Source organism: Myroides marinus, from assembly GCF_900109075.1.
In the GTDB taxonomy this organism is placed as follows: Bacteria; Bacteroidota; Bacteroidia; order Flavobacteriales; family Flavobacteriaceae; genus Flavobacterium; species Flavobacterium marinum_A.
The window spans coordinates 357,521-380,219 of record NZ_FNYS01000002.1 but is presented as its reverse complement, the minus strand read 5'-3'; the positions used below and the strand labels follow the sequence as shown (position 1 = coordinate 380,219).

Here is a 22,699-nt window from a genome sequence, read left to right as displayed (position 1 = left end):
TAGTAACTAATCTATTCCTTGAAAATACTTTTCTTCTCTCTTAATTCTTCTGTAGTTTAGAGGATATAAGAGCAGATGAATAATATGCACGATAGGCGACACAAGCCATATCGCTATAAATAAATAATAATTAAATATTTTTAGTAATGTTCTTCTATTCTTACTTTTATAGATCAACGTTGACCACACTTTAAATATTCTATTGGCCTTCTTATCCATAGATACTAAAAAGTGACGTACTTCTACTGCTCCAGAAGCAACTAACTCTGTCTGCATACCCTGATAACTGTCTTTCAATAAATAATCTCTTAAAACAACTCCAAAACGATTGCTATTCGCTATTTCTTCTTCGGAGATACCTGGCTTAGGCAAAAAGCCCCAGACTTTGCGTTGTTGACCACTGAACATCCAGTCAACGATGGTAATCACACTCACTAAATTAATATGTCGATCTACTAGAGCTATATTACCTACTAGCTTAGCATTGACTTCTTTTAGCAGTGTTTTAATCTTTTGTTGAGCCATTACCCACATATTACGACTACCACTCACTGTTACTACAGGAGTATCATTAAAGATAGTCTGAGCATAAGGGCCCTTTAAAAACGAATTAATTGGAATAGATGGGGATAAATACCAAACTTGGTATCCTAAAATAATTAAATCATACTTAGTATTCAGTACTTCAGCAGGAGGGGATAAGACAGTCTGAGGTACCTGTTTATACGATTCAGGGAAAGCATTAAAAAAAGCTTCTTTCTTCCAAGGAAACAAAAACTCGTGTTCTAACTGTATCTCACAGTAAGTCACTTCTACATTACCCTCTTGCCGTATAGGCTCAGTAAGACGGTCTAAGACCCGCTTAAGCTGTCCCGACTGAGAATAATATAAAACAAGTACTTTCTTCATTTCTTTTTACTTACTATCTGAATCCCAAAAATCATAATAGTTAAACCACTGTAACGGATACTTCTTCACAATCCGAGTAACACTATCACAGTAGGATCTCAATAGATGCTGAGCATCTCTATGCTTAACCTCTGCACGTCGCGTGTAAAGGTGGTAATGCAAATTAGATTCCTTCATCACATACACGTATGCAACAGGAACTTTCATGCGAGAAGCAATACTAAATGGACCAGCTGGAAATACAGCTTGCTCACCTAAAAACTCCTCAGTTAAGACCTTTATTCCTGGAAAATATCTATCTCCAGTAAAACAAATAATCTCATTATTAGACAAACAATTATTAATCTCAAAGATATGAGACATATCATCCTTCACTATGATAAAGTTAAGGTTTGTCTTAATAGATATACTCTCAAAGTACTCCTTGATAAACGAGTGTTCTCTATCGGTTGTCACTAGATTAATCTGACAGTCAAAATCAATATCAGCAAAGAAATACTCAGCTACCTCAAAGTTCCCAACATGAGCACTTATCAGTATAGCACCTTTCTTCTCTTCTAATAATTGTTTTAATATTTCGATACCATCAAACTCATATGTAAAACGGTTGCGTAAACCTAAAGAAATAGCTGTTTTATCTATCAGAACCTGCCCAAATCTAAAGTAACTCATATACATCATACCCCAAGTCTTCAGTACTGAGTACCCCTGTCTATTATGTAAATAATAGTACAGAGAACGATTAGATTTCCACGCAGTGATTAAATAATAAAAAGCTACAAATACTAAAACGCTATAAGCAGTCCTAATACCTAGCTTCTTTATACAAAAAACAAATATTCTATATCCTAAAAGCGTTCCTTTAGATTTACCTTGCCATTGTGTCATTTGAACTACTTTGCTGCAACTTTTGTTTCTATCAGTGTATAGAAATCATTAAATGTTACAATATTAGCAAAATCAGCTTCTACTAATTTTACTCCAAAGTTTGACTCTATTAATACAACTAAGTCTACGTAATCTAAACTATCCAAATCAAGACTTTCTTTCAGATTATTGTCATTAGCAATAACATCCGCATCTACTTCAAATTCTTCAATTAAAATTTGATTAATCTTTTCTAAAATCTCTTCGTGGTTCATTTTTTATTTATATTTTTTTAACTACTAATGCTGAATTTGTTCCACCAAATCCAAAAGAATTAGACAAATATATATCAAATTTTTTATCTAGGGTTTGGTTAATTAGATTTAATCTACTCGAATCCTCATCCGCATTTTCGAAGTTTAAATTAGGAGCAATAAAATCGTTATTCATCATCAAGGTAGAATATACAATCTCTGATGCACCCGCCATCCAACACTCATGTCCTGTCAATGACTTAGTAGAACTAACTGCTGGCGAATAGCCTTTAAACACTTCATAAATAGCTTTAGCCTCATTAGCATCTCCAAGTGGAGTAGAGGTAGCATGTGCATTAATATAGCCTATCTCATCTATAGCAACACCTGACTGTATAATAGCTCTACGCATAGCTGTAGCTGGTCCTTCTACATTAGGAGTAGAGATATGCCCTCCATTAGAAGAGAAACTATATCCTACTACTTCTGCTAAAATAGTAGCACCGCGCTTCATAGCAGACTCATAACTTTCTAATATTACTGTAGCACCACCACCACTAGGTACCAACCCGTTTCGGTTAGCGTCAAATGGTCTAGATGCCTTATCTGGAGACACTCCCTCTTCAGCGAATACTCCTAAACCATCAAAACTAGCCATCGCATAAGGATTAATCTCCTGTGCACCACCACATATTACGATGTCTTGTAGTCCTCCTTTTATCATTAGATATCCTAAACCTATAGCGTGTGAGCCACTAGCGCATGCAGCACTAATAGTCATATTGATCCCTCTAAGTTTAAATATAGTAGATAGATTCATCGTTACAGTAGAATTCATTGACTTAAAGATAGCCCCCGAACCGATTAACGCTGTATCCTTCTTCTCTCTAAAGATATCTGTAGCCTCTATGACAGCATTAGATACACTATCATTACCATACAGAATACCTACTTCATGCTGTTCTAAATAAGCATCACTAATACCTGCATTCTTAAGCGCTTCTACAGTAGCTACATAAGCATACTCAGTCTCTTCACCTATAGATATACGTTGTCTTCTACTTAATTCACTCTTTAAATCAGGACGAGGTACCATACCTGTATAAGCAGATCTAAATCCCATATCATGACGCTGTTGGTCATAGATGATACCAGACTTACCTGTATAAAGAGATTGTTTTACCTCGTCTAAGTTCAGCCCTAGACAAGAGTAAATCCCCATACCTGTGATAACTACTCTATTCTCCATATATTATGAATATATACCTCCGTTAATATTAATCACTTCTCCTGTGATATACCCAGCCTTATCAGATGCTAAAAACCCAACTAAATCAGCTACTTCTTCTGCTTTACCAAAACGGTTAGCAGGTATCATCTTTACTAATTCTTTCTGATCTAACTCTGCAGTCATATCTGACTCTATAAATCCTGGAGCTACCGCATTCACCGTAATATTTCTCTTCGCTACCTCTTGGGCTAATGCCTTAGTAGCACCTATCACACCTGCCTTAGCAGCCGAATAATTCGTTTGTCCAGGTGTACCTTTTACTCCTGATACAGATACGATATTAATTACACGGCCATATCTATTGCGCAACATCTTTTGCATAAAGAACTGAGTCACGTTATAGAATCCATTTAGACTCGTCTGTAATACCTTATTCCAATCTTCTAAAGGCATCCACATAAACAGTCCGTCACTAGTGATACCTGCATTATTAACAATAACCTCTACCACAGCTGACGGATTAGCCTCAGTCCACTGTGTTAATGTAGTGACTACATTCTCGTGATTACTCACATCAAAAGAGATGATCTCTCCTGTAGCACCTAATTTTTGTACTTCAGCTAATGTATCTAGAGCTGCCTCTTTATTAGACTGATAATTGATTAATATATGATACTTCTGATCTGCTGCTAGACGCATACATATCGCTCTACCTATTCCTCTTGATCCACCTGTTACTATAGCAGTTTTCATATACTTATTGCTTATTAAATAATTCTAAATTGTCATACCAAGTATTTCCTAATACGTTTCCTTGCGTATCTATATATCCCCACTTCTTATCTTTCTTTACCCTCGCTAAGCCATTGATAAAGCCTTTCACCTGTATTTCTGCAGAAAAATTTAAAGCAGTAATCTCGTATTCAAAAGGTATTACTACAACACCTTTCTCATCTATAAAGCCCCATTTTTTACTCTTGACTGCTGCTAATCCATCTTTAGAGAATCCAATAGCATCATCGTATTTAAATGGAACAATAGTTTCGTTCTTAGCATTGATAAATCCCCATTTACCACCAGTTCTAGCAGCTAATAAGTCACCATTGCCTTGACGTATATTCTCATATATAGAAGGTATAATCCACTCTTGTTTCTCATTAACCAATCCCCAAGTCTTCCCTATTCTAGCGATTACTCGATTAGGATTAACGATATCCTGTATCTTATCTGCTCCTTCTATAGCCTTAAACTCTTCATTATAGATCACTCCAAAAGCACCTTTATACTTAGCCCAAGCATATCCATCAATATAGTTACCGATCTCTTCATACTTAGTAGGTATAACCTCGTTTCCCTTAGTATCTATAATACCCCAACATTTATTGACCGCCACTTTAGCATAGCCATTAACGAATGGTCTTATCACATCATATTTTGGCTCTACTACTACCTGTCCTTTAGCATCTATAAGCCCTACTTTAGTATTGCTCTTATAGATAGCTACTCCTTCTGGGGTAAACTCATATAACTTATCTGCTCCAGCTATTCTCACCTTGCGGCCATCTCTATCTATATACGAATGAATACCTTCTTTAGTCACTATAGCTATACCACCTCTAAACTCATTCGCACCTTTAAAATTAGGTTGGATAACGAACTCTCCAGAGGTATTAATATACCCATAATCTTTACCAGAATATGCTACTGCAGCCAACCCTTCAGAGAAACTAGTTCCCTTATTAAACACTGGTTTTATAACTACTTCACCTTTTTTATTGATAAAACCTATCTTCCCATTTTGTTTAAACAAAGCCAACTCCTGTGCATAACTACATAAAGCTAAACCTGATATACCTAATGTTATAATAAACCTTCTCATACATTATCTTATTTACTAAACAGTTCAGCATTGCTAAACCATTTATTTGCTAATACTTTACCCTGGGTATTAATAAATCCCCACTTATTCTTGTATTTAACTCGCGCAAAACCACTAACAAAACCTTTCTCTTGCTTCTTAAAACTAAAATCTAAAGCAGTGATATCATAAACGAATGGAACTATTAGTTGTGCTTCTTTATTAATAAATCCCCACTTCTTATCCTTAACTGCTGCTAAACCATCATCACTAAATGGCAAAGCATCATTATACTTAAAGTCTATGATTACCTCATTACTCTCATTGACATATCCCCACATCCACTTATCTTTCACAGGTATTAATCCATGGTTATACTCGCGTACATCGCTGTATGTAAAAGGTAATAATACTTTTCCTTCTGCATTAATCATTCCTTTTCCTTGCCAACCTTTAACGATAATATGCTGGCTATCTAAATTAGAGATAACATCTGTTACGTTAGGTAAATGTAGTTCTATCCCATTATTTAATAAATAGAAACTTCCTTCCTTAAATACCCAAGTAACACCCTCTACATAATCTCCTATATTATCATACTTAACTTCTATGACAACCTCTCCTTTTGTATTAATAATCCCCCACTTATTACCCAGTTTTACCTTAGCATAGCCATTATTAAACGGTTTTATAATATCATAAGTAGGAGGTAGTATCATCTCTCCATCCGTATTAATAAGTCCTAACTTACTCATCGGCTTATATAATGCTACTCCTTCATTAAAGTCGTATGCTTTACTACCTACATTAATATTAGATAAGGCTTGTCCCTTATCATTGATATATTGCCACTCTTTACCTGTATTTACAAGCGCTATACCAGAGCTAAAATCTCTGGCTTTAGCGAATGTAGGTTTTATCACCCATTCTCCTTTTAAGTCTATATATCCCCAGTTAGTACCATCATATACGGCCGCTAACCCTTCAGAGAATGGTCTAGCATCCTTAAACTGAGTATCTATTACTATCTTACCTTCTTTAGACATAAATCCTTTGCCATAGCTGTTTCTTACCACTGCTAACTCCTGAGCAAAGCAACCTATGCTTAACATAATAAAACTGATACTCAAATAAAGGGCTTTCATATATCTATGCTTTTAAATAATCTTTTACTTTCTGTAAGTATGGATACATAACTACATCTTCTGCAAATGTAGGAATGATAGCACGTACTTCATTATACCACTCTTGTGTAGGTAAAGATAACTTTTCTTTACAATCAAGAGCATCTATAGCCTGAGCTAATGTTATCATCTGTATAGATAATACCTCAAAGCTGTTCTCAATCACCTTATCACACAGTACAGCAGCATTAGTCCCCATACTCACGATATCTTGATTATCGTTATTATTAGGTATACTGTGTACATACATAGAGGTAGATAATGTCTGACACTCTGCTGTAGTAGAGGTAGCAGTAAACTGTACTCCCTGCATACCGAAGTTAAACCCAAGTTTACCAAGGTTTACGAATGGTGGTAACAGTTCATTAATCTTAGCATTTAGCAGATAATTTAGCTGTCTCTCAGATAACATAGTCAGTCTAGTCATCACTAACTTTAACTTATCCATCTCTAGAGAAACGTAGTCACCGTGGAAGTTACCACCGTGATATACCTGCTTAGTTTCCATATCTACGATAGGGTTGTCATTAGCAGAGTTAATCTCATTCTCTAATACCTTCTTCACCTCCTGTATAGTATCGTATACTGGTCCTAGTATCTGAGGTACACATCTGATAGAATAGTACTCCTGTACTTTATCCTTAAAGATGCTCTCTTGATTCTCACCTGTATATAAATGTTCTTCTCTTTTGCGTACCATCTTACTAGACTCTAGCGTATCTCTCATCGCTCTAGCGATATACTGCTGTCCTACGTGTAGCTTAGCCTGATTAAGCTCTACAGAATAGTGGTCATCATATGCACTTACTATCTCATTAATAGCACAAGACATCTTAATAGACCAGTCTAATAATCTATTAGCATTACTCCAGTTTAATATACCTATACCGGTCATCACAGAAGTACCATTCATAAGTGATATTCCCTCTCTAATGCGTATTTCTATAGGTTGTAATCCTTCTATTTCGAATACTTCTTTAGTACTTCTACGCTCACCTTTATAGAACACCTCTCCTTCACCGATAAGCACTAAAGCTAAATGCGCTAACTGCACTAAATCACCACTAGCCCCAACGCTACCATGAGCGAATATAAGTGGAGTGATCTCACGATCTAGTAGCTCTTTCATCAGTGTGATGACAGATAGATTTACTCCTGAATATCCTAGTGATAGGGTATTAAGTCTAGCTAATATAGCTGCTCTCACCTGTGCTACTGATAGAGGAGTACCTATACCTGAAGCGTGACTTCTAATCAAGTTATACTGTAGTTGAATACATTCTTCTTCTTGTATTCTATATTGAGCCATCGGCCCAAAACCAGTATTCACTCCATAGATTACTTTGTTTTTAGAAAAATCAAGTAAAAAGGAGAAGCTATTCTCTACACGTGTTACTAACTCATTAGATAGAACTATATTCTCTTTATCACTTAAGATAGTTATAAAATTCTCTAGGGTTAAGAAGTCTTTTAAGATATTCATTATAAGTCTATTAATATTTTTTGTTTAAATCCTTTCAAGTATTGAATAATGTCAATAACTTTGATAGTCATAATTTTAAGGCAAATTTAATACTATTAACAAAATAACAATATAAAATGTTAATTGAAAATGTAGATGTTCTAGTCATTGGCGCTGGACCGTCTGGTAGCGTAGCTGCAAGTTATCTACACAAGATGGGGGTGAGCGTAAAAGTAGTAGAGAAAACTAAGTTTCCTCGAATAGTTGTAGGAGAAAGCCTTATACCTAGAGTGATGGATCACTTCGCAGAAGCTGATCTATTCCCATCACTAGACAGTATGGGGTTTCAGAAGAAACCAGGGGCACGTTTTATACGTGGCAATGAGATCTGTATTTTTGACTTTAGCGATAAGTTTTCGGAAGGATGGGACTGGACTTGGCAAATTCCTCGAGCTGACTTCGACTTAGCTATAGCTAACGAAATGATAAGAAAAGGAGTAGATCTAGAATTCGAAACAGAAGTAACTAATATCGAATTTAATGGTACTGACTCTATCACTACGGTAGTAGATAAGAATAAACAGGACAAACAGATACACGCTAAGTTTCTGATAGATGCTAGTGGATATGGACGTGTATTACCTCGACTATTAAAGCTAGATGCGGCGTCTAAATTAAGTCCACACTCAGCTATATTCAGCCATATTAAAGATGTAAGAAGACCAGATGGAGTAGAGGGTACTCAGATATCTTTTGATATACTAGAGACTAAAGTATGGCTATGGGTAATCCCGTTCTCTAATGGTAATACTAGTGTAGGTATAGTAGGACCTACTGACTTTATAGAATCACTATCTACTAATAATTCGACTAAAGAAGCACTAGAGAAAGCAATTACCTTATCTGACTTCTACATTAAACGCTTCGGTAATTTGCCTTTTGAGTTTGATCCTATAAAGCTATCTAATTACTCTATTAGCGTTCAAAAAATGTTCGGAGAAGGATATGTATTAACAGGTAATAGTACAGAATTCTTAGATCCAGTGTTCTCCTCTGGAGTGTGTTTTGCTACAGAGTCTGGTATGTTAGCAGCTAAACTAGCGCTTAAACAGATCAATGGTGAAACTGTAGACTGGCAAGAGAAATATAGTGATCATATGAATAAAGGGATAGATGTATTCACTACTTATATACAAGAATGGTATACTGGAAATCTACAAGAACTATTCTTTCACCAACCCGAAAATCCAGATGTAAAACGTAAGATATGTTCTGTATTAGCTGGATATGTATGGGATGATGAAAATCCATTCGTGAAGAAACATGACAATGTAATCCGCAATATGGCTCACCTAATCAAGATGGAAAAAGAGAGCAAAAACGCTTAAAAATATAGAATATCATTAGCCACTCTGTACAGAGTGGCTATTTTTTTGTACCTATATATATGTATATAGAGAACTCTATTATCATTAAATATGATCATAATGACCTCCTATGGAGATAATGCCTCTATTTGGTCAAAATGCCCTTAAATGAAGCTTTAAAATAAATATAAAATACTGATAAACAACAATATACAACTTATCATTTTCTTTTTGTTTGGATAGTGTTCGGTAATTTCTAGTGTTTACTTGGGATAGAAGGCTGTTTTCAAAACCGTAGCAAACTCGTACCCAAACCATCTACTAAGAAAACTAATAAAATACCTCCAATTTATAAAACAAAAAGAGGTCAATATTCTTGATAATATTGACCCCTAATCTCTCTTATAAAAAGGATTTATACTAATAATATAACAACTTAAATTAAGTAGATATATACAGTATCTATCCTATTATTTTAACTGTTTAGACATTATTTTCCCTAATGTTTTACCAGTTTTAGCAAAGCTTTCTGCTATACGTGTCTCATTATTAAAGTTACTACCATACTGATTACCTGGCGCATTTAAGAATGTATAAGTAGCTAATACTTCCTCAGGTTTACTTCTCTCTGTTAGGTTTACGACAGTATTTAGTTTAGCAGGTTGACGCATAACAGCTGCATCCCATCCTGGATATATCCATACTACATGAACAGTGATAATATACTTAGAATTGGTTATGCTCTTACCGAAATTCATCTTTTGTACTTCACTAGTATATTTATTTAATAAAGTTAGAAATTTAGGTTCCCAAAAAGATTCCTTACTCACCTCCCAAGTCTTCTTCCAGTTATCACCTGACTCGAATTGTTTCTCATTCATTTTTCTAACTTTCTCTGTTACATAATCTGTTTCAGTCAGATTATCATTCATCAATTTTAGTTTGTCATAAACGAATACAACTTGTACATTTTCTTCTCCATTTAGAGCTTTAAAAGTACCTGTTTTTGACGATATTTTTTGTCCAAAACTTGTCCCAAAAGACAGTAATAAAAAGACAAAAAAAGTAAATATTTTTTCATTTTATAAGGTTTATTTTATCTGCTAAAACAAGTTTTAGCTAAGGTTTTTATTGTGTTAAAAGTAGAGCAAATAAAGATAAATAACTACAGAAATGCATCTTTTAAAACTATAGAAATTGAAATATAATAGGTCGAAAAATATCAAAAATCCTCAATTTATATACAGCCTTAGATCCATAAATAAGAACAAAGTTATGAGGAAAAAAACTGTAAATCATTAATCGAAACTCTGTTTATAACCTTAAATATAGGTCAAAAACTACTCAAAAATGAGATAGTAACCAAATTTACTATATTCCATAATAGCTTAAAATACAATGATTTATATCTATGATACCCAATGTTAATAAGAAACAGTATAATGCTGATATTAAACAAACTAAGAACTAACACTTTCTGTTGATAACTGTAAAAAGTTTGAAAAAACTTTTTTTTGTTTATTTCGAAAAAATAACAATACAGCTCATCTACACATATTTGCAAATTTATTTTCTAAAACATATTGTATGGATATTAAGATCAAAAGTATAGGTTGTTCACAGTTTTACACACCCTCATTTATCTAAAAATAGCTGTTGATAACCAAAATAACCATTGTTGATAACCATTCTAAACTATTTATTTTAAATGAATTATGAATTAACAACGTGTTGATAAGTATTAATAATCAACTTTAGAGAATTTATAGAGAAAAGTTATTGTACATATTAACAGACAATACTATACTATTAGTTTATTTTAAAATTTTAAAAAATCTATTTATATATATTATAGTTGTTAATAACGTTGATAACTGAATTTGTTTTTTATATTTGGTATTATGTATTGTTGAGTGTGAAATATCGAAATTATAAGGCGTTGTTTTTTTTGAAGATTTATGTAAAGTGTATATTTAGTTTTTTTGAAGCTTCTGAGATTCTCGTATTTTTTTTGGCCTTGGGGTTTGTTCGATATATGAAAAATATAAGACGTTCTTTTTTTTAAAAGTACGATTGTTCCTCGTGGAACATTTTAAAATATCGGGCTGTAGTTTGCGTATTTTTTTTGGTGTTAGGACTCGGTCAAAATATGCGAAATATGGACGGTGATTTTTATTCGTTTTTACCTGTTATTTAGGTGGATCTTTTTAGCTTCTTTTTTAAGCTTTTTGTTTTTCGTTTTTTCTTTTTTTAGATTTTAAATATGAGAAGTTGATGAGGATAATTTTTTGATTAGATTTTTGAAAATCTCCGTTTCATTGATCCTATGTATTTTTTGGTTTGGCCTTTGATTATTTTCTAATATTTATTTCTTGATTTGCTAATGGGAAGAGAGGGTTTTTAATATTGATGCAAAAGACCAATTTCTATTTTTAGAAATAAGCTTGAATATTTTGCTTATTTATCTTTTGATTTGATGTTTTGTTTAATATCAAAAATTTCAAGGTTTGTTTTAAAAAGGTAGAATTGTTCCTCGTGGAACATTTTTGGATTTTTGTTTTCTGAATTTTAGTAGAAGTTATTTTTCCTTGAATAAATATTTTGGCTTTTATTTTTTGTGATATTATTTTTAGGTTTTTCTTTGGGGTGAAATTCTTTTTGCTGTTTGATTCATTTTTTTGTCTTTTCTCTTTTTTTTGAACGCCCTGAGATTTGCGTATATTTTTTTTCCTGGAGGATAGTTCGTTTTATCGAAAATATGCGTGTTGTATTTTGTTACCTTTTTTTGAATGTATTTTAGCTTAATCTTATGCTTTTGAGATTTTAGAACATTTTGTTGTTTTATCTTTTTTTTGAACGGCTGAGATTTGCGTATATTTTTTTTTCTGGAGGATAGTTTGTTTTATCAAAAATATGTGCGTTGTATTTTTTTGTCTGTTTTTGAGCTAGTCTTATATTTTTGGGATTTTGGAGTAGCTTGTTGTTTTCTATTTTTTAATTTACTGATGCAAAATATGAGAGTAGTGCACTGATGTTTTTTGTGGAACATTAATTTGTAGTGAGAGTTTGAGATTTTATCTAGTGAGTACGATTGGTTTTGTTTAACTTTGCTCCAGAATTAGAATGATTATTTGTATATCTAATTTTTTTACTTTTATCATCGCATTATAGTTTCGGTATTTTGTTTTGTACTTAAATAATTTAGGAATATCGAAAGCTAAGAGCGTTGTTTTGTTTTGAGGAACGTATTTTAAGTGTTTTTAAGAGCACTAAAAGCTAAATGATTAACTATCTGAGTTTTTAGTGTATTAGATTGATATTTTAAGGGCTTTTTAAGTCTATTTTTTATTTTTCCGTGTACCTTTGCAACAATTATTTTTAATAGAGAAAAAGTATGATATTTTTTAACTATGAAACTGATTTTCAATTAGTTGATGAAGCTAAGTATGAAGATTGGATTGAAGAGATAGTAACTTCAGAAGGGTTGATCGCTGGAGATATCAGTTATATATTTTGTGATGATGAGTATTTACACGAGATAAATGTGAAGTATTTAGATCATGATACATTGACAGATATTATCAGTTTTGACTACTGTGAGGGGAAGATCGTCTCTGGAGATATCTTTTTGTCTATAGAGAGAGTTCGTGAGAATGCAAAGGAATTCAATGTATCTTTTGATACTGAATTACTGAGAGTTATGTCTCATGGAGTATTACATTACTGTGGTTATAAAGATAAATCTGCAGAGGATGAGCGCATAATGCGTAGTAAAGAAGAGGAGAAAATGGCAATGTTCCACGTGGAACAATAGTCATTTTTGATTAAATTAATTTTAATGTTTCACGTGGAACAATGAGTATATTCGCTGATAAATATGATGTAATAGTAGTAGGTGGTGGGCACGCTGGTTCGGAAGCTGCTGCTGCTGCTGCAAATATGGGTTCTAAAACTTTATTGATTACAATGAGTTTACAGAACATCGCTCAGATGTCGTGTAATCCTGCTATGGGAGGTATCGCTAAAGGGCAAATCGTAAGAGAGATAGATGCGTTAGGTGGATATTCTGGTATCGTGTCTGATAAGACTGCTATCCAGTTTAAAATGCTTAATAAATCTAAAGGTCCTGCTATGTGGTCACCTCGTGTACAGTCTGACCGTATGCGTTTTGCTGAGACTTGGAGACTAATGTTAGAGGGAACTCCTAACCTTGATTTTTATCAAGATATGGTTCGTTCTTTAATCATAAAGAACCACAAGATAGAAGGTGTGGTGACTAGTTTAGGAATAGAGATTAAAGCTAAGACTGTTATTTTAACTAATGGTACATTCTTAAATGGGCTTATCCATATCGGAGAAAAACAGTTCGGTGGTGGTAGAGCTGGTGAGGGTGCTGCTTATGGTATTACAGAAGATCTAGTAAAAGCTGGATTTACTTCTGGAAGAATGAAGACAGGAACTCCTCCTAGAGTTGATGGTCGTTCTTTAGACTATAGTAAAATGGAAGTACAAGGCGGTGATGTTAATCCTGCTAAGTTTTCTTATCTGGATGTAACGCAACCTTTAGTACAACAGAGAGACTGTTATATGACATATACTTCGCCTGAAGTACATGACTTATTACGTGAAGGTTTTGATCGTTCTCCTATGTTTACTGGTAGAATTAAAAGTATAGGACCTCGTTATTGTCCTTCGATAGAAGATAAGATTAACCGTTTTGCTGATAAGGATAGACATCAGATTTTTGTAGAACCAGAGGGATGGAATACATGTGAGATCTATGTAAATGGTTTTTCTACTTCACTACCAGAGGAGGTACAGTTTAAAGCTTTACGTTCTGTAGCAGGTTTTGAGAATGCTAAGATATTTAGACCTGGTTATGCTATCGAGTATGACTATTTTCCACCTACACAACTTAAGCATACTTTAGAGACTAAGTTAGTAGATGGTCTATTCTTTGCAGGACAGATTAATGGTACTACAGGGTATGAAGAGGCAGCTGCTCAAGGGTTAATGGCTGGTATGAATGCACACTTAAAAGTACATGATAAAGGTGAATTGATTCTTAGAAGAGACGAAGCTTATATAGGTGTTCTTATAGATGATTTGATTACTAAAGGTACAGAAGAGCCTTACAGAATGTTTACTTCTCGTGCTGAGTATCGTACATTACTTCGTCAAGATAATGCTGATTTTAGACTTACACCTATGTCTTATGAGTTAGGTTTAGCATCTGAAAAACGTATGAGAAGAATGGAACATAAACAGGTAGAGTCAGAAAACTTCGTTCAGTTCTTTAAAGAAACTAGCGTTAAAACAGAGGAGGCAAATCCTATTTTAGAAGAGAAAGGATCGTCTTTAATGAGTCAACCTGATAAGATGTTTAAGGTGTTCTCTCGCCCTCAAATAGAGTTAGAAGATATCCTTAAATTTGAAAAAGTTAAGACTTATATTGAAGAACATAATTTGGATCAAGAGATACTAGAGCAAGCTGAAATACAAGTTAAGTACTCTGGTTATATCGAGAAGGAGAAGAATAATGCTGATAAATTAACTAGGTTAGAGGACGTAAGAATTCCTGAGAATTTTGACTATGATAAGATAGTTTCTTTGTCTTTCGAGTCTCGTGAGAAGCTTAAAAATATTAGACCAATTACGATATCTCAAGCATCTCGTATCAGTGGGGTTACACCTACAGATATATCTATACTGCTTATACATATGGGTAGATAGAAGCTTATATATCGAATATATATAGAACGGTGATTTGTTCCACGTGGAACAAATCACCATTTTTTTTATGTAGTATGGTGAGAGGTATATTGATATTTATACTAGATAATAAGGAGAAGGAAAGAAGGTGTTTTAGTCTTAAAAAAGTTTATCTTTAATAGTAGTGGATAGATAATCTGTTAAGTAGTATTTATAGTATTAGATTAATTTTGTGTGGTTTCGTTTTCGTTTTGTAGAGCTTATAAAAACAGTTTTTTGACGTTGCAGAAATAGTGTTGTATGAAACGTAAAAGTTATATTATAGATTAATTTTCAGGAATTAGATTTTACTCAGAATACTATATTTTAGAAATAGGTGTAGGTAATTATTGAAGAGTGTTATTGTTTGGTTTTCTTCTTTAGAAAGAAAATGTTAGTTACTTTTATTGAATGATTTTTTATTTTAATGTAATAAGATCTTAGCTGTTTTTTCTTTGTGTTGTTATTTTATACTGCTATTATTTTTAGGTTCGTTTTTTGTTTTTTATTTTGTTATTAGTTTACAGTTAGGGGTTAGCTTGAAGTTGTTTTCTGTAATATTTTAGTATTTAAAGTAGTTTATGTAAACTGTTATTTTTTTGTTGTTTTGAGATTGTGCCCCATTAATGTTGTTTATATTTGTGAGGCTTTTAAAACTTCATTGATGAGAATAAATGCAAATATTAAATATATAGAGGTAGAGGATTTCTCCGTGTCAAAAGAGAAGTTTGAACTTTATATGGATGAGAATTATCAATTGCTAAAAACAGAACCTTTTCCTGAATTAGATAAATTGGGTTCGTATTATGAAAGTCCTGATTACATTTCTCATACTGATAGTAAGAAAACTTTTTTCGATAAAGTATATCAAGCTGTCAAATCTAAAGCGATACAAAATAAGTATAAGATATTAGAAGATATCAATATTACTAAAGGTGTACTTTTAGATATAGGATGTGGCACTGGTGAATTTTTAGTTGAGGGAAATAACAGAGGTTGGAACGTGCTAGGATATGAACCTAATGAAGGAGCTAGAAAATTAAGTATAGAGAAAGGAATTTCTATAGTTAATGAATTAAGTGAAGTAGAGGATCACTCTGTAGATGTGATTACGATGTGGCATGTACTAGAGCATGTAGTCGATTTGGATGAACAGATTAGTACACTTAAACGTATATTAAAAAAAGGAGGTACTCTTATAATTGCTGTTCCTAATTATAATTCTTATGATGCTAAGTATTATGGTAAGTATTGGGCAGCTTATGATGTTCCACGACACCTTTGGCATTTTTCTCAAATGTCTATTCCTTTACTTTTTAATCCTTATGGTTTTGAACTTGTAGAGAAGTACCCAATGTTGTTTGATAGTTTTTATGTTTCGCTTTTATCTGAGCAATATAAAACTGGAAAGAAGAATTGGTTTAAAGCTTTTCGCGTTGGATTAAAATCAAATATTGAGGCTAGAACTAATTTAGAGTACTCTTCTCTTATTTATTACTTAAAAAAGAATTAGTCGGTATTTTATATAAAGGAAGGGCATTTAAAGCGCTTAAAACTGATTAATATGTATTTTAAAGCGTTTTAAGACATTATCTGATATATAGTGGGGTGTTTGTATTCAATATTTTAGATAATAGTTCTTTTATAGCTTAAAAAAAGACACTTTTTATTAGGTTTATCTATTTAGTTAAAGAGTAACTATAGATTTTTATTATATCATAATTATTTTTATTTTACTGTAAAAAGTTTATTACATTTACAACTGGTTTAAAAAAGCGAAAATGAAAAAAACTATTTTAATGCTAGGTTTAGCTGGGTTATTATTTTCTTGTAATGGAAATAGTGATGCTAATGCTGCTGCTGAATTCAAAACTGCTTACGTTGATTCTGCAAAATTGATGAAGGAGTATGAAGAGATGAAAGACATGGAATCTAAATATAAGATTCAATCAGAGGAGAAAAGCAAAAGCTTAGAAGCTGAAGTTGCTAAGTTCCAACAAGAGGTTCAATACTTCCAAGCTAATGCTCGTCAAAAAGGTCAAGCTTGGGCTGAACAAACTGCTGCTGGACTTCAAAAGAAAGAGCAAGAATTACAGTTTAAACAACAATCTTTAATGCAATCTTTACAAAAAGATAGCGGTGAAGAAATGGAAGCTGTAGTGAAAAAAGTAAAAGAGCACATCGCTGATTATGCTAAGAAAAACAAGTTAGATTATGTATTTAATACTGAAGATGCTTCTACAGTAATCTACGGTAAAGAAGGTACAGATATCACTGAGTTAATGCTTAAAGAATTAAACGCTAAGTATAAAGGTAGTGCTACTCCTGCTAAATTAGAGGAGACTAAGCCTGCTGAAAAAGCTGAAGATAAAAAGTAATCTCTTTGATTTACTTTAGAAAAAGCCTCTGTTTTGCAGGGGCTTTTTTCGTATAGTACAGTTTTATTATCGTATTTTGTAAAAAAAAACAAGGATGAACAATTTTTCAGAAGAGGCAGAGTATGTGCTTAAGTTTATAAATGAGACGAACAGGTCTATATTTCTAACAGGTAAGGCAGGTACTGGTAAGACTACACTGTTAAAAGAAATAATCAATACTACCCATAAAAATGCTGTGATTGTAGCTCCAACGGGTATTGCTGCTCTTAATGCAGGTGGTGTAACGATACATTCTTTCTTTCATTTGCCTTTTGCTGCGTTTGTTCCTGATACTAAAAATCCTCCAATCTTTAGCGATACAATCAAGTTTGAAAATAGAGTTTCTCTAAAACGTCATATGCTCATGAGCAATGCACGTAGAGCATTGTTTTTAAACATGGATTTATTGATTATAGACGAGGTAAGTATGCTACGTGCTGATGTACTAGATGCAATGAACTTTATGCTGCAAACAGTGCGTAAAAGTCAGCAACCTTTTGGTGGTGTACAGGTATTGTTCATTGGTGATTTATTGCAACTACCTCCTGTGGTAAAGAACCAAGAGTGGGATGTGCTTAAACGTTATTATGACGGGGTATATTTCTTCCACTCGGAAGTAGTGAGACAGTATCCTCCTCTTTATATTGAGCTAGAGAAAGTGTATAGACAGTCTGATGATGTGTTTATTAATCTACTTAATAACCTTAGAAATAATCGTGTGTCTAGAGAAGATGTAGCTCTACTTAATCAGTATACTAATCCTACATTTAATATAAAGGATCACCCAGGGTATATTATGTTGAGTACACATAATGCAAAGGCAGATAAGATTAATGAGGATGCTCTGAGAGGTCTGTTTACTAAAGAGTTTAGTTTTATGCCAGAAGTAGTAGGAGACTTCCCAGAGAAGATTTATCCTATAGAGGCTAAAATGACATTAAAGGAGGGAGCTCAAGTTATCTTTATTAAGAATGATATATCACCAGAAAAACGCTTCTATAATGGTAAAATGGGGATAGTAAAGACACTTACTAAACACGAGATTTTTATTGAGTTTGAGAATAAAGAAGTGATAGAAGTAGAGCGATATGAATGGCAGAATATCAAATATACAGTTGATCCAAATACTAAAGAGATAGTAGAGGAGGTTATGGGAACATTTAGCCACTATCCGCTTAAACTAGCTTGGGCTATAACTGTACATAAAAGCCAAGGATTGACTTTTGATAAAGCTGTTTTAGACGTTTCTAGAGTGTTTTTACCTGGTCAGGCATATGTAGCACTATCTAGACTTCGTTCGTTAGAAGGATTAGTCTTATTATCGCCTATTCAGATGAATGGATTAGTCAATGATGAAGACGTGATGAGTTATGCGGAGAATAAGGCTGGTTCTGAAGAGTTAAATCTGCAACTGCGCCTTGAGACTAAGAATTTTCTTAGAAATTATCTGATACAGACTTATTCATGGTTTAATCTAAGTACACAGTGGCATACGCATTTGTACAGTTATCAAGCAGAGACAGAGCGAAGCAAGAAAGGTGCTTTTATGGGATGGGCACAGAAGATGACTAACAATCTTGATGATATGGTAGTGCATTCAGAGAAGTTTGTTAATCAGTTAAGAGCTTTGTTTGAGGAAGAACCTTTTAGGTTTGAGTTTGTGAAGGAACGTGTGATAAAGGCTTATGATTACTTCTTTCCGCGTATGGATCACATGGTGTTCGAATTGTTATTTACTATTGCTCAGGTTAAGACTGCTAAGAAATCTAAGGCTTTTTACGAGGAATTAGTACCGCTAGAAGAGTCATTGTTAAAGACAGTAATACAGATGAAAAAAGCGTGTATTATGCTTAAACTTATCGAAGAGGACAAGAAAATATGCAAAGAGAATCTGCGTTCACTAGAGATTAGTGAGTATAAGATAAATCACTTAGTGAATATAGCTAACCTCATCAGAAGTACTAAGTTAGGAGTAGAAGAGGAGGAAGACATTGAGGTGTATTCTTCAAGCCCTAAGAATAAGACGAAAGAGAAGAAGAAGTCGACATTCCTAATCACATTAGAGATGTGGCAGGATAAGAAGAGTGTAGAGGATATCGCTCTTACACGTAAACTGACAGTGACGACTATTTATTCTCATTTAGGTAAGTTGATCATGGATGGACAAATAACTTTAGATGAAGTACTGCCTAAAGAAAGAGTAAGTGAGTTAGATGCATTATTTGAGAGGAGTAGAGGTATGACGCTATCTGAGATTAAAGCGTATACAGAAGAGGAATTCTCGTGGGAGGAATTAAAGTTGTATCAACGTGCTATGACTGCTAAAGAAGTAGAATAGTGATAGGTAGTGTTAAGATATGTGCGTGAAATGAAGTATGAGATAGATAGTGGTATCTATGTAGCATTCTTGTAAAAGGGATGTTTTGGTACTATAAACCTTAGAATACTCTTAGTAATCTTCTAGCAAGTAGCAGGCATATAACGTAGTAATAAATATAAAAATAAGGGCTGTCTTACGCGTAAGACAGCCCTTATTTTATTTCTTATGGATTAATCTAGTTAGTTTAATAGAGAGATCTGTAAATATCATTTTAGCATTACCATTTCGTTCTATATGGTAAGTTGCATCACTTAACTCTTGATAGATTTCAGTAATATTACTTCCATTTACAAAAGGAGCAAATTTCTCTAGCTTAAAGTTGTCTACAGTTGTTTTATAATATACTAAATCAGGAGTCTGATAGTTAAGTAACAATGCTTGTCTAAACATTTCAATACAGAACTCAATGAATTGTTTCTGTTGTTCACGACCTAGAGCTGCAAGTTCTTCACTCCATTCTATTAGTTCCTGTATTACAGCTGCATTACCTTTAGCTCTAAAGGCCGCCCTTACCCATTGTACAAACCATTTCTCGTAAGGCAGTGCGTTAGCCTTATTGTGTAATAGCTTTAATGCTTTATTATAACTTCCTTGAGCTTGATTAGCTATCATGATCGCTTCTTGAGGATCACATTGTTCACGTTGTATCAAAGCTTCTTGAATCTCACTAGTGTTAAGTGGAGGGAATTTTAATACTTGACATCTTGATAGGATAGTCTGTAGTATATTCTTCTCGTTCTCTGCAATTAGGATGAATACAGTCTTTGCAGGTGGTTCTTCTAGTAGTTTTAGCAACTTATTAGATGCTTCTGTGTTCAACTTATCAGCCATCCAAATAATCATAATCTTATATCCTCCTTCGAATGATTTAAGTGCTAGTTTCTTCAGTACTTCACTTGCTTCATCAACACCTATTTGACCTTGTTTATTTTGAATATCTATATGCGTATACCAATCGAATAGATTACCATATCTGTTAGTCTTTAAGAAAGAACGCCATTGTTCTGCAAATAGATCACTAGTAGCATTCTTTTTGACAGCTTCAGTAGTCGCTACCGGATATACGAAGTGTAGATCAGGGTGTGATAGATTAGCGAATTTGATATTACACGCTTCGTTACCACCAGTATTTTCATTTCCTACATTCTTACATAGTAGATACTGTGCGTATGCTATAGCCATCGGTAGTGTACCTGTACCTTCTGCTCCGATAAATAGCTGTGCATGAGGTACTCGACCAGATGCAGCAGACTGTATTAAGTGATTCTTTAAAAAGGATTGCCCTATGATATCTGAGTATTGCATAAGGCAAAGATAAAGTAATTATCAAGTGATTAAAATATTAGCAATTATTATTGTGGAAGTATTTTCTGTCTTTTTAAGTATCTTTTGTATCAAGATATAGCTGTGCAATTATTAAAAAGTACCAGTAGTTAATCTGTATTTGTGGTGATATTGTTATTTCTATTTATTCCTGCTAATCTTACTTTATACTGTTTTATTGACTTTGTTGTGTGATAAACGTGAATGTGCTACAAAAAGAGTGTATTGAATACGAATTAATTTAAATATTTACTTATTATGTATATTTTATGTTTATGTGTGTAAATGTTGTAATTATGAAATTTAAATTCATAGAACTCGTTTAATTATTGATTAATATTTTGTTTATTGGCTTTTTTACAATAGAGTAGTGAGTGTAATATGTTAAAATTATTGCTTAACATTATAGAAATCAAGTAGTCTGATATCGAAAAAGATTTATATTTGTGTATCTTATAGTAAAATAAATAAAAAAGTAAAGATGAAATCTATTGATAGCTTTGATTTTAAAAATCAAAAGGTACTAGTACGTGTTGACTTTAATGTTCCATTAGATGAGAACTTTAATGTTACAGATACGAATAGAATAGAAGCTGCTAAACCTACTATTGACAAAATTGTTAATGATGGTGGTGTAGCTATTCTAATGTCACATTTAGGGAGACCTAAAGGAGAGCGAAATGATAAGTATTCACTACGTCATATCGTTAGTAAGACAGAAGAAATCTTAGGTAAGAAAGTTACGTTCGTAACTGACTGCGTTGGAGCTACAGCTGAAACAGCTGTTGCAGCTAGCAAGCCTGGAGATATCATCTTATTAGAGAATTTGCGTTTCTACGCAGAGGAAGAAAAAGGAGTCGAGGCATTTTCAAAACAATTAGCTGACTTAGCTGATTTTTATGTGAATGATGCTTTTGGTACTGCACACAGAGCTCATGCTTCTACTACGATTGTTGCGAAGTACTTCGGAGAGAAAAAATGCTTCGGATATTTGTTAGCAAAAGAGATTGAGAGTTTAAACAAAGTACTTAACAGTACTGAGAAACCTGTTACAGCAGTGTTAGGAGGATCTAAAGTATCTTCTAAAATCACTATTATAGAGAATATTCTAGATAAAATAGACCACATGATTATCGGTGGAGGTATGACGTTTACGTTTATCAAAGCTTTAGGTGGTAAGATAGGTAATTCTATCTGTGAAGATGATAAGTTAGAATTAGCTTTAGACATCTTGAAAAAAGCAAAAGAGAAAAATGTACAGATACATTTGCCTGTGGATATATTAGCAGCCGATGCATTTGCAGCTGATGCTAATGTACAGATTGTACCTGCTAACGAAATACCAGATGGATGGCAAGGACTAGACGTAGGACCTAAGACTTTAGAGAGTCTTAAACCTGTGGTAGCTGAGTCTAAAATTATCTTATGGAATGGTCCATTAGGAGTATTCGAAATGGAGAAATTTGCAAATGGTACAATAGAGCTTGGGAACTTCATTGCTGAAGCTACTAAGAACGGTACTTTTTCATTAGTTGGAGGTGGAGATTCTGTAGCTGCAGTTAAGCAGTTTGGTCTAGCACCTAAGATGAGTTATGTTTCTACTGGAGGTGGAGCAATGTTAGAAATGCTTGAAGGACAAGTATTACCTGGAATTAAAGCAATACAAGAATAGTTATATATTACCTATGGCCATACT

General features: G+C 33.5%; 17 protein-coding genes. 7 read left to right on the top strand and 10 right to left on the bottom strand.

Going from position 1 to position 22,699, the window contains the following annotated elements:
* Window positions 1–6: 6 nt before the first annotated feature.
* The 8 genes from BMX53_RS04025 to BMX53_RS03990 are packed head-to-tail and all read right to left on the bottom strand — an operon-like array spanning window position 7 to window position 7,786.
* Window positions 7–909 carry a hypothetical protein gene (locus BMX53_RS04025; RefSeq protein WP_038985591.1) on the bottom strand — a complete coding sequence of 301 codons (903 nt, stop codon included), beginning with the start codon at window positions 907–909 and terminating at the stop codon, window positions 7–9.
* 6 nt (window positions 910–915) lie between these two features.
* Window positions 916–1,797, bottom strand: a complete 882-nt coding sequence (locus BMX53_RS04020) for an LpxL/LpxP family acyltransferase (RefSeq protein WP_038985592.1) — start codon at window positions 1,795–1,797, stop codon at window positions 916–918.
* 5 nt (window positions 1,798–1,802) lie between these two features.
* Entirely contained in the window at window positions 1,803–2,051 is a 249-nt protein-coding gene (locus BMX53_RS04015) for a phosphopantetheine-binding protein (protein WP_038985593.1), read from the bottom strand.
* Window positions 2,052–2,058: 7 nt separating this feature from the next.
* Window positions 2,059–3,279 carry a beta-ketoacyl-[acyl-carrier-protein] synthase family protein gene (locus BMX53_RS04010; protein ID WP_038985594.1) on the bottom strand — a complete coding sequence of 407 codons (1,221 nt, stop codon included), beginning with the start codon at window positions 3,277–3,279 and terminating at the stop codon, window positions 2,059–2,061.
* Between the two features lie 3 nt (window positions 3,280–3,282).
* Window positions 3,283–4,014, bottom strand: coding sequence for a flexirubin biosynthesis SDR family reductase FlxB (gene fabG, locus BMX53_RS04005; protein ID WP_038985596.1), 732 nt, complete (start codon window positions 4,012–4,014; stop codon window positions 3,283–3,285).
* A gap of 4 nt (window positions 4,015–4,018) precedes the next feature.
* Complete coding sequence (locus BMX53_RS04000) at window positions 4,019–5,140, bottom strand: WG repeat-containing protein (protein WP_038985597.1); 1,122 nt, start codon at window positions 5,138–5,140, stop codon at window positions 4,019–4,021.
* A gap of 8 nt (window positions 5,141–5,148) precedes the next feature.
* Window positions 5,149–6,264, bottom strand: a complete 1,116-nt coding sequence (locus BMX53_RS03995) for a WG repeat-containing protein (protein ID WP_038985599.1) — start codon at window positions 6,262–6,264, stop codon at window positions 5,149–5,151.
* Between the two features lie 4 nt (window positions 6,265–6,268).
* A complete protein-coding gene (locus tag BMX53_RS03990; RefSeq protein WP_038985601.1) occupies window positions 6,269–7,786 on the bottom strand; it encodes a flexirubin biosynthesis tyrosine ammonia-lyase FlxA in 1,518 nt (505 codons plus the stop codon).
* A 116-nt stretch (window positions 7,787–7,902) separates the two neighbouring features.
* Here BMX53_RS03990 and BMX53_RS03985 point away from each other — a divergent pair, with 116 nt between their 5' ends.
* Window positions 7,903–9,153: an NAD(P)/FAD-dependent oxidoreductase gene (locus BMX53_RS03985; protein WP_074744771.1), complete on the top strand. Its 1,251-nt coding sequence runs from the start codon at window positions 7,903–7,905 to the stop codon at window positions 9,151–9,153.
* A gap of 449 nt (window positions 9,154–9,602) precedes the next feature.
* Here the strand turns inward: BMX53_RS03985 and BMX53_RS03980 are convergent, their stop codons facing one another.
* A complete protein-coding gene (locus BMX53_RS03980) occupies window positions 9,603–10,064 on the bottom strand; it encodes a hypothetical protein (RefSeq protein ID WP_052243514.1) in 462 nt (153 codons plus the stop codon).
* A 2,462-nt stretch (window positions 10,065–12,526) separates the two neighbouring features.
* Here BMX53_RS03980 and ybeY point away from each other — a divergent pair.
* From ybeY to BMX53_RS03955, 5 genes are all read left to right on the top strand, one after another.
* Window positions 12,527–12,946 (top strand): rRNA maturation RNase YbeY, encoded by a 420-nt coding sequence (gene ybeY, locus BMX53_RS03975; RefSeq protein ID WP_038985605.1) that lies wholly within the window; start codon window positions 12,527–12,529, stop codon window positions 12,944–12,946.
* Window positions 12,947–12,987: 41 nt separating this feature from the next.
* Window positions 12,988–14,865: a tRNA uridine-5-carboxymethylaminomethyl(34) synthesis enzyme MnmG gene (mnmG, locus tag BMX53_RS03970; RefSeq protein ID WP_205627543.1), complete on the top strand. Its 1,878-nt coding sequence runs from the start codon at window positions 12,988–12,990 to the stop codon at window positions 14,863–14,865.
* Window positions 14,866–15,547: 682 nt separating this feature from the next.
* Entirely contained in the window at window positions 15,548–16,396 is an 849-nt protein-coding gene (locus BMX53_RS03965) for a class I SAM-dependent methyltransferase (RefSeq protein WP_038985606.1), read from the top strand.
* A gap of 268 nt (window positions 16,397–16,664) precedes the next feature.
* On the top strand, window positions 16,665–17,261 hold the full coding sequence (locus BMX53_RS03960) for an OmpH/Skp family outer membrane protein (RefSeq protein ID WP_038985607.1): 597 nt from the start codon (window positions 16,665–16,667) through the stop codon (window positions 17,259–17,261).
* A 94-nt stretch (window positions 17,262–17,355) separates the two neighbouring features.
* Window positions 17,356–19,638 (top strand): helix-turn-helix domain-containing protein, encoded by a 2,283-nt coding sequence (locus BMX53_RS03955; protein WP_074744769.1) that lies wholly within the window; start codon window positions 17,356–17,358, stop codon window positions 19,636–19,638.
* A 198-nt stretch (window positions 19,639–19,836) separates the two neighbouring features.
* On the opposite strand, the gene BMX53_RS03950 is transcribed toward BMX53_RS03955, so the two are convergent.
* Window positions 19,837–20,985, bottom strand: a complete 1,149-nt coding sequence (locus tag BMX53_RS03950) for a DNA polymerase III subunit (protein ID WP_038985611.1) — start codon at window positions 20,983–20,985, stop codon at window positions 19,837–19,839.
* Window positions 20,986–21,484: 499 nt separating this feature from the next.
* Between BMX53_RS03950 and BMX53_RS03945 the strand changes: the two genes are divergently transcribed.
* The gene (locus BMX53_RS03945) at window positions 21,485–22,675 is read left to right on the top strand and encodes a phosphoglycerate kinase (RefSeq protein WP_038985612.1); all 1,191 of its coding nucleotides are present in this window, start codon (window positions 21,485–21,487) and stop codon (window positions 22,673–22,675) included.
* Window positions 22,676–22,699: the final 24 nt, after the last annotated feature.

Excerpts from the sequence above, each read along its gene's own strand:
- fabG (WP_038985596.1), bottom strand. The coding sequence starts at position 4,014 with ATGAAAACTGCTATAGTAACAGGTGGATCAAGAGGAATAGGTAGAGCG.
- BMX53_RS03960 (WP_038985607.1), top strand. The coding sequence starts at position 16,665 with ATGAAAAAAACTATTTTAATGCTAGGTTTAGCTGGGTTATTATTTTCT.
- BMX53_RS03985 (WP_074744771.1), top strand. The coding sequence starts at position 7,903 with ATGTTAATTGAAAATGTAGATGTTCTAGTCATTGGCGCTGGACCGTCT.
- BMX53_RS03955 (WP_074744769.1), top strand. The coding sequence starts at position 17,356 with ATGAACAATTTTTCAGAAGAGGCAGAGTATGTGCTTAAGTTTATAAAT.
- BMX53_RS03990 (WP_038985601.1), bottom strand. The coding sequence starts at position 7,786 with ATGAATATCTTAAAAGACTTCTTAACCCTAGAGAATTTTATAACTATC.
- BMX53_RS03945 (WP_038985612.1), top strand. The coding sequence starts at position 21,485 with ATGAAATCTATTGATAGCTTTGATTTTAAAAATCAAAAGGTACTAGTA.
- BMX53_RS04020 (WP_038985592.1), bottom strand. The coding sequence starts at position 1,797 with ATGACACAATGGCAAGGTAAATCTAAAGGAACGCTTTTAGGATATAGA.
- ybeY (WP_038985605.1), top strand. The coding sequence starts at position 12,527 with ATGATATTTTTTAACTATGAAACTGATTTTCAATTAGTTGATGAAGCT.
- mnmG (WP_205627543.1), top strand. The coding sequence starts at position 12,988 with ATGAGTATATTCGCTGATAAATATGATGTAATAGTAGTAGGTGGTGGG.
- BMX53_RS03995 (WP_038985599.1), bottom strand. The coding sequence starts at position 6,264 with ATGAAAGCCCTTTATTTGAGTATCAGTTTTATTATGTTAAGCATAGGT.
- BMX53_RS04000 (WP_038985597.1), bottom strand. The coding sequence starts at position 5,140 with ATGAGAAGGTTTATTATAACATTAGGTATATCAGGTTTAGCTTTATGT.
- BMX53_RS03950 (WP_038985611.1), bottom strand. The coding sequence starts at position 20,985 with ATGCAATACTCAGATATCATAGGGCAATCCTTTTTAAAGAATCACTTA.
- BMX53_RS03965 (WP_038985606.1), top strand. The coding sequence starts at position 15,548 with ATGAGAATAAATGCAAATATTAAATATATAGAGGTAGAGGATTTCTCC.
- BMX53_RS04025 (WP_038985591.1), bottom strand. The coding sequence starts at position 909 with ATGAAGAAAGTACTTGTTTTATATTATTCTCAGTCGGGACAGCTTAAG.
- BMX53_RS03980 (WP_052243514.1), bottom strand. The coding sequence starts at position 10,064 with ATGAATGATAATCTGACTGAAACAGATTATGTAACAGAGAAAGTTAGA.
- BMX53_RS04010 (WP_038985594.1), bottom strand. The coding sequence starts at position 3,279 with ATGGAGAATAGAGTAGTTATCACAGGTATGGGGATTTACTCTTGTCTA.
- BMX53_RS04015 (WP_038985593.1), bottom strand. The coding sequence starts at position 2,051 with ATGAACCACGAAGAGATTTTAGAAAAGATTAATCAAATTTTAATTGAA.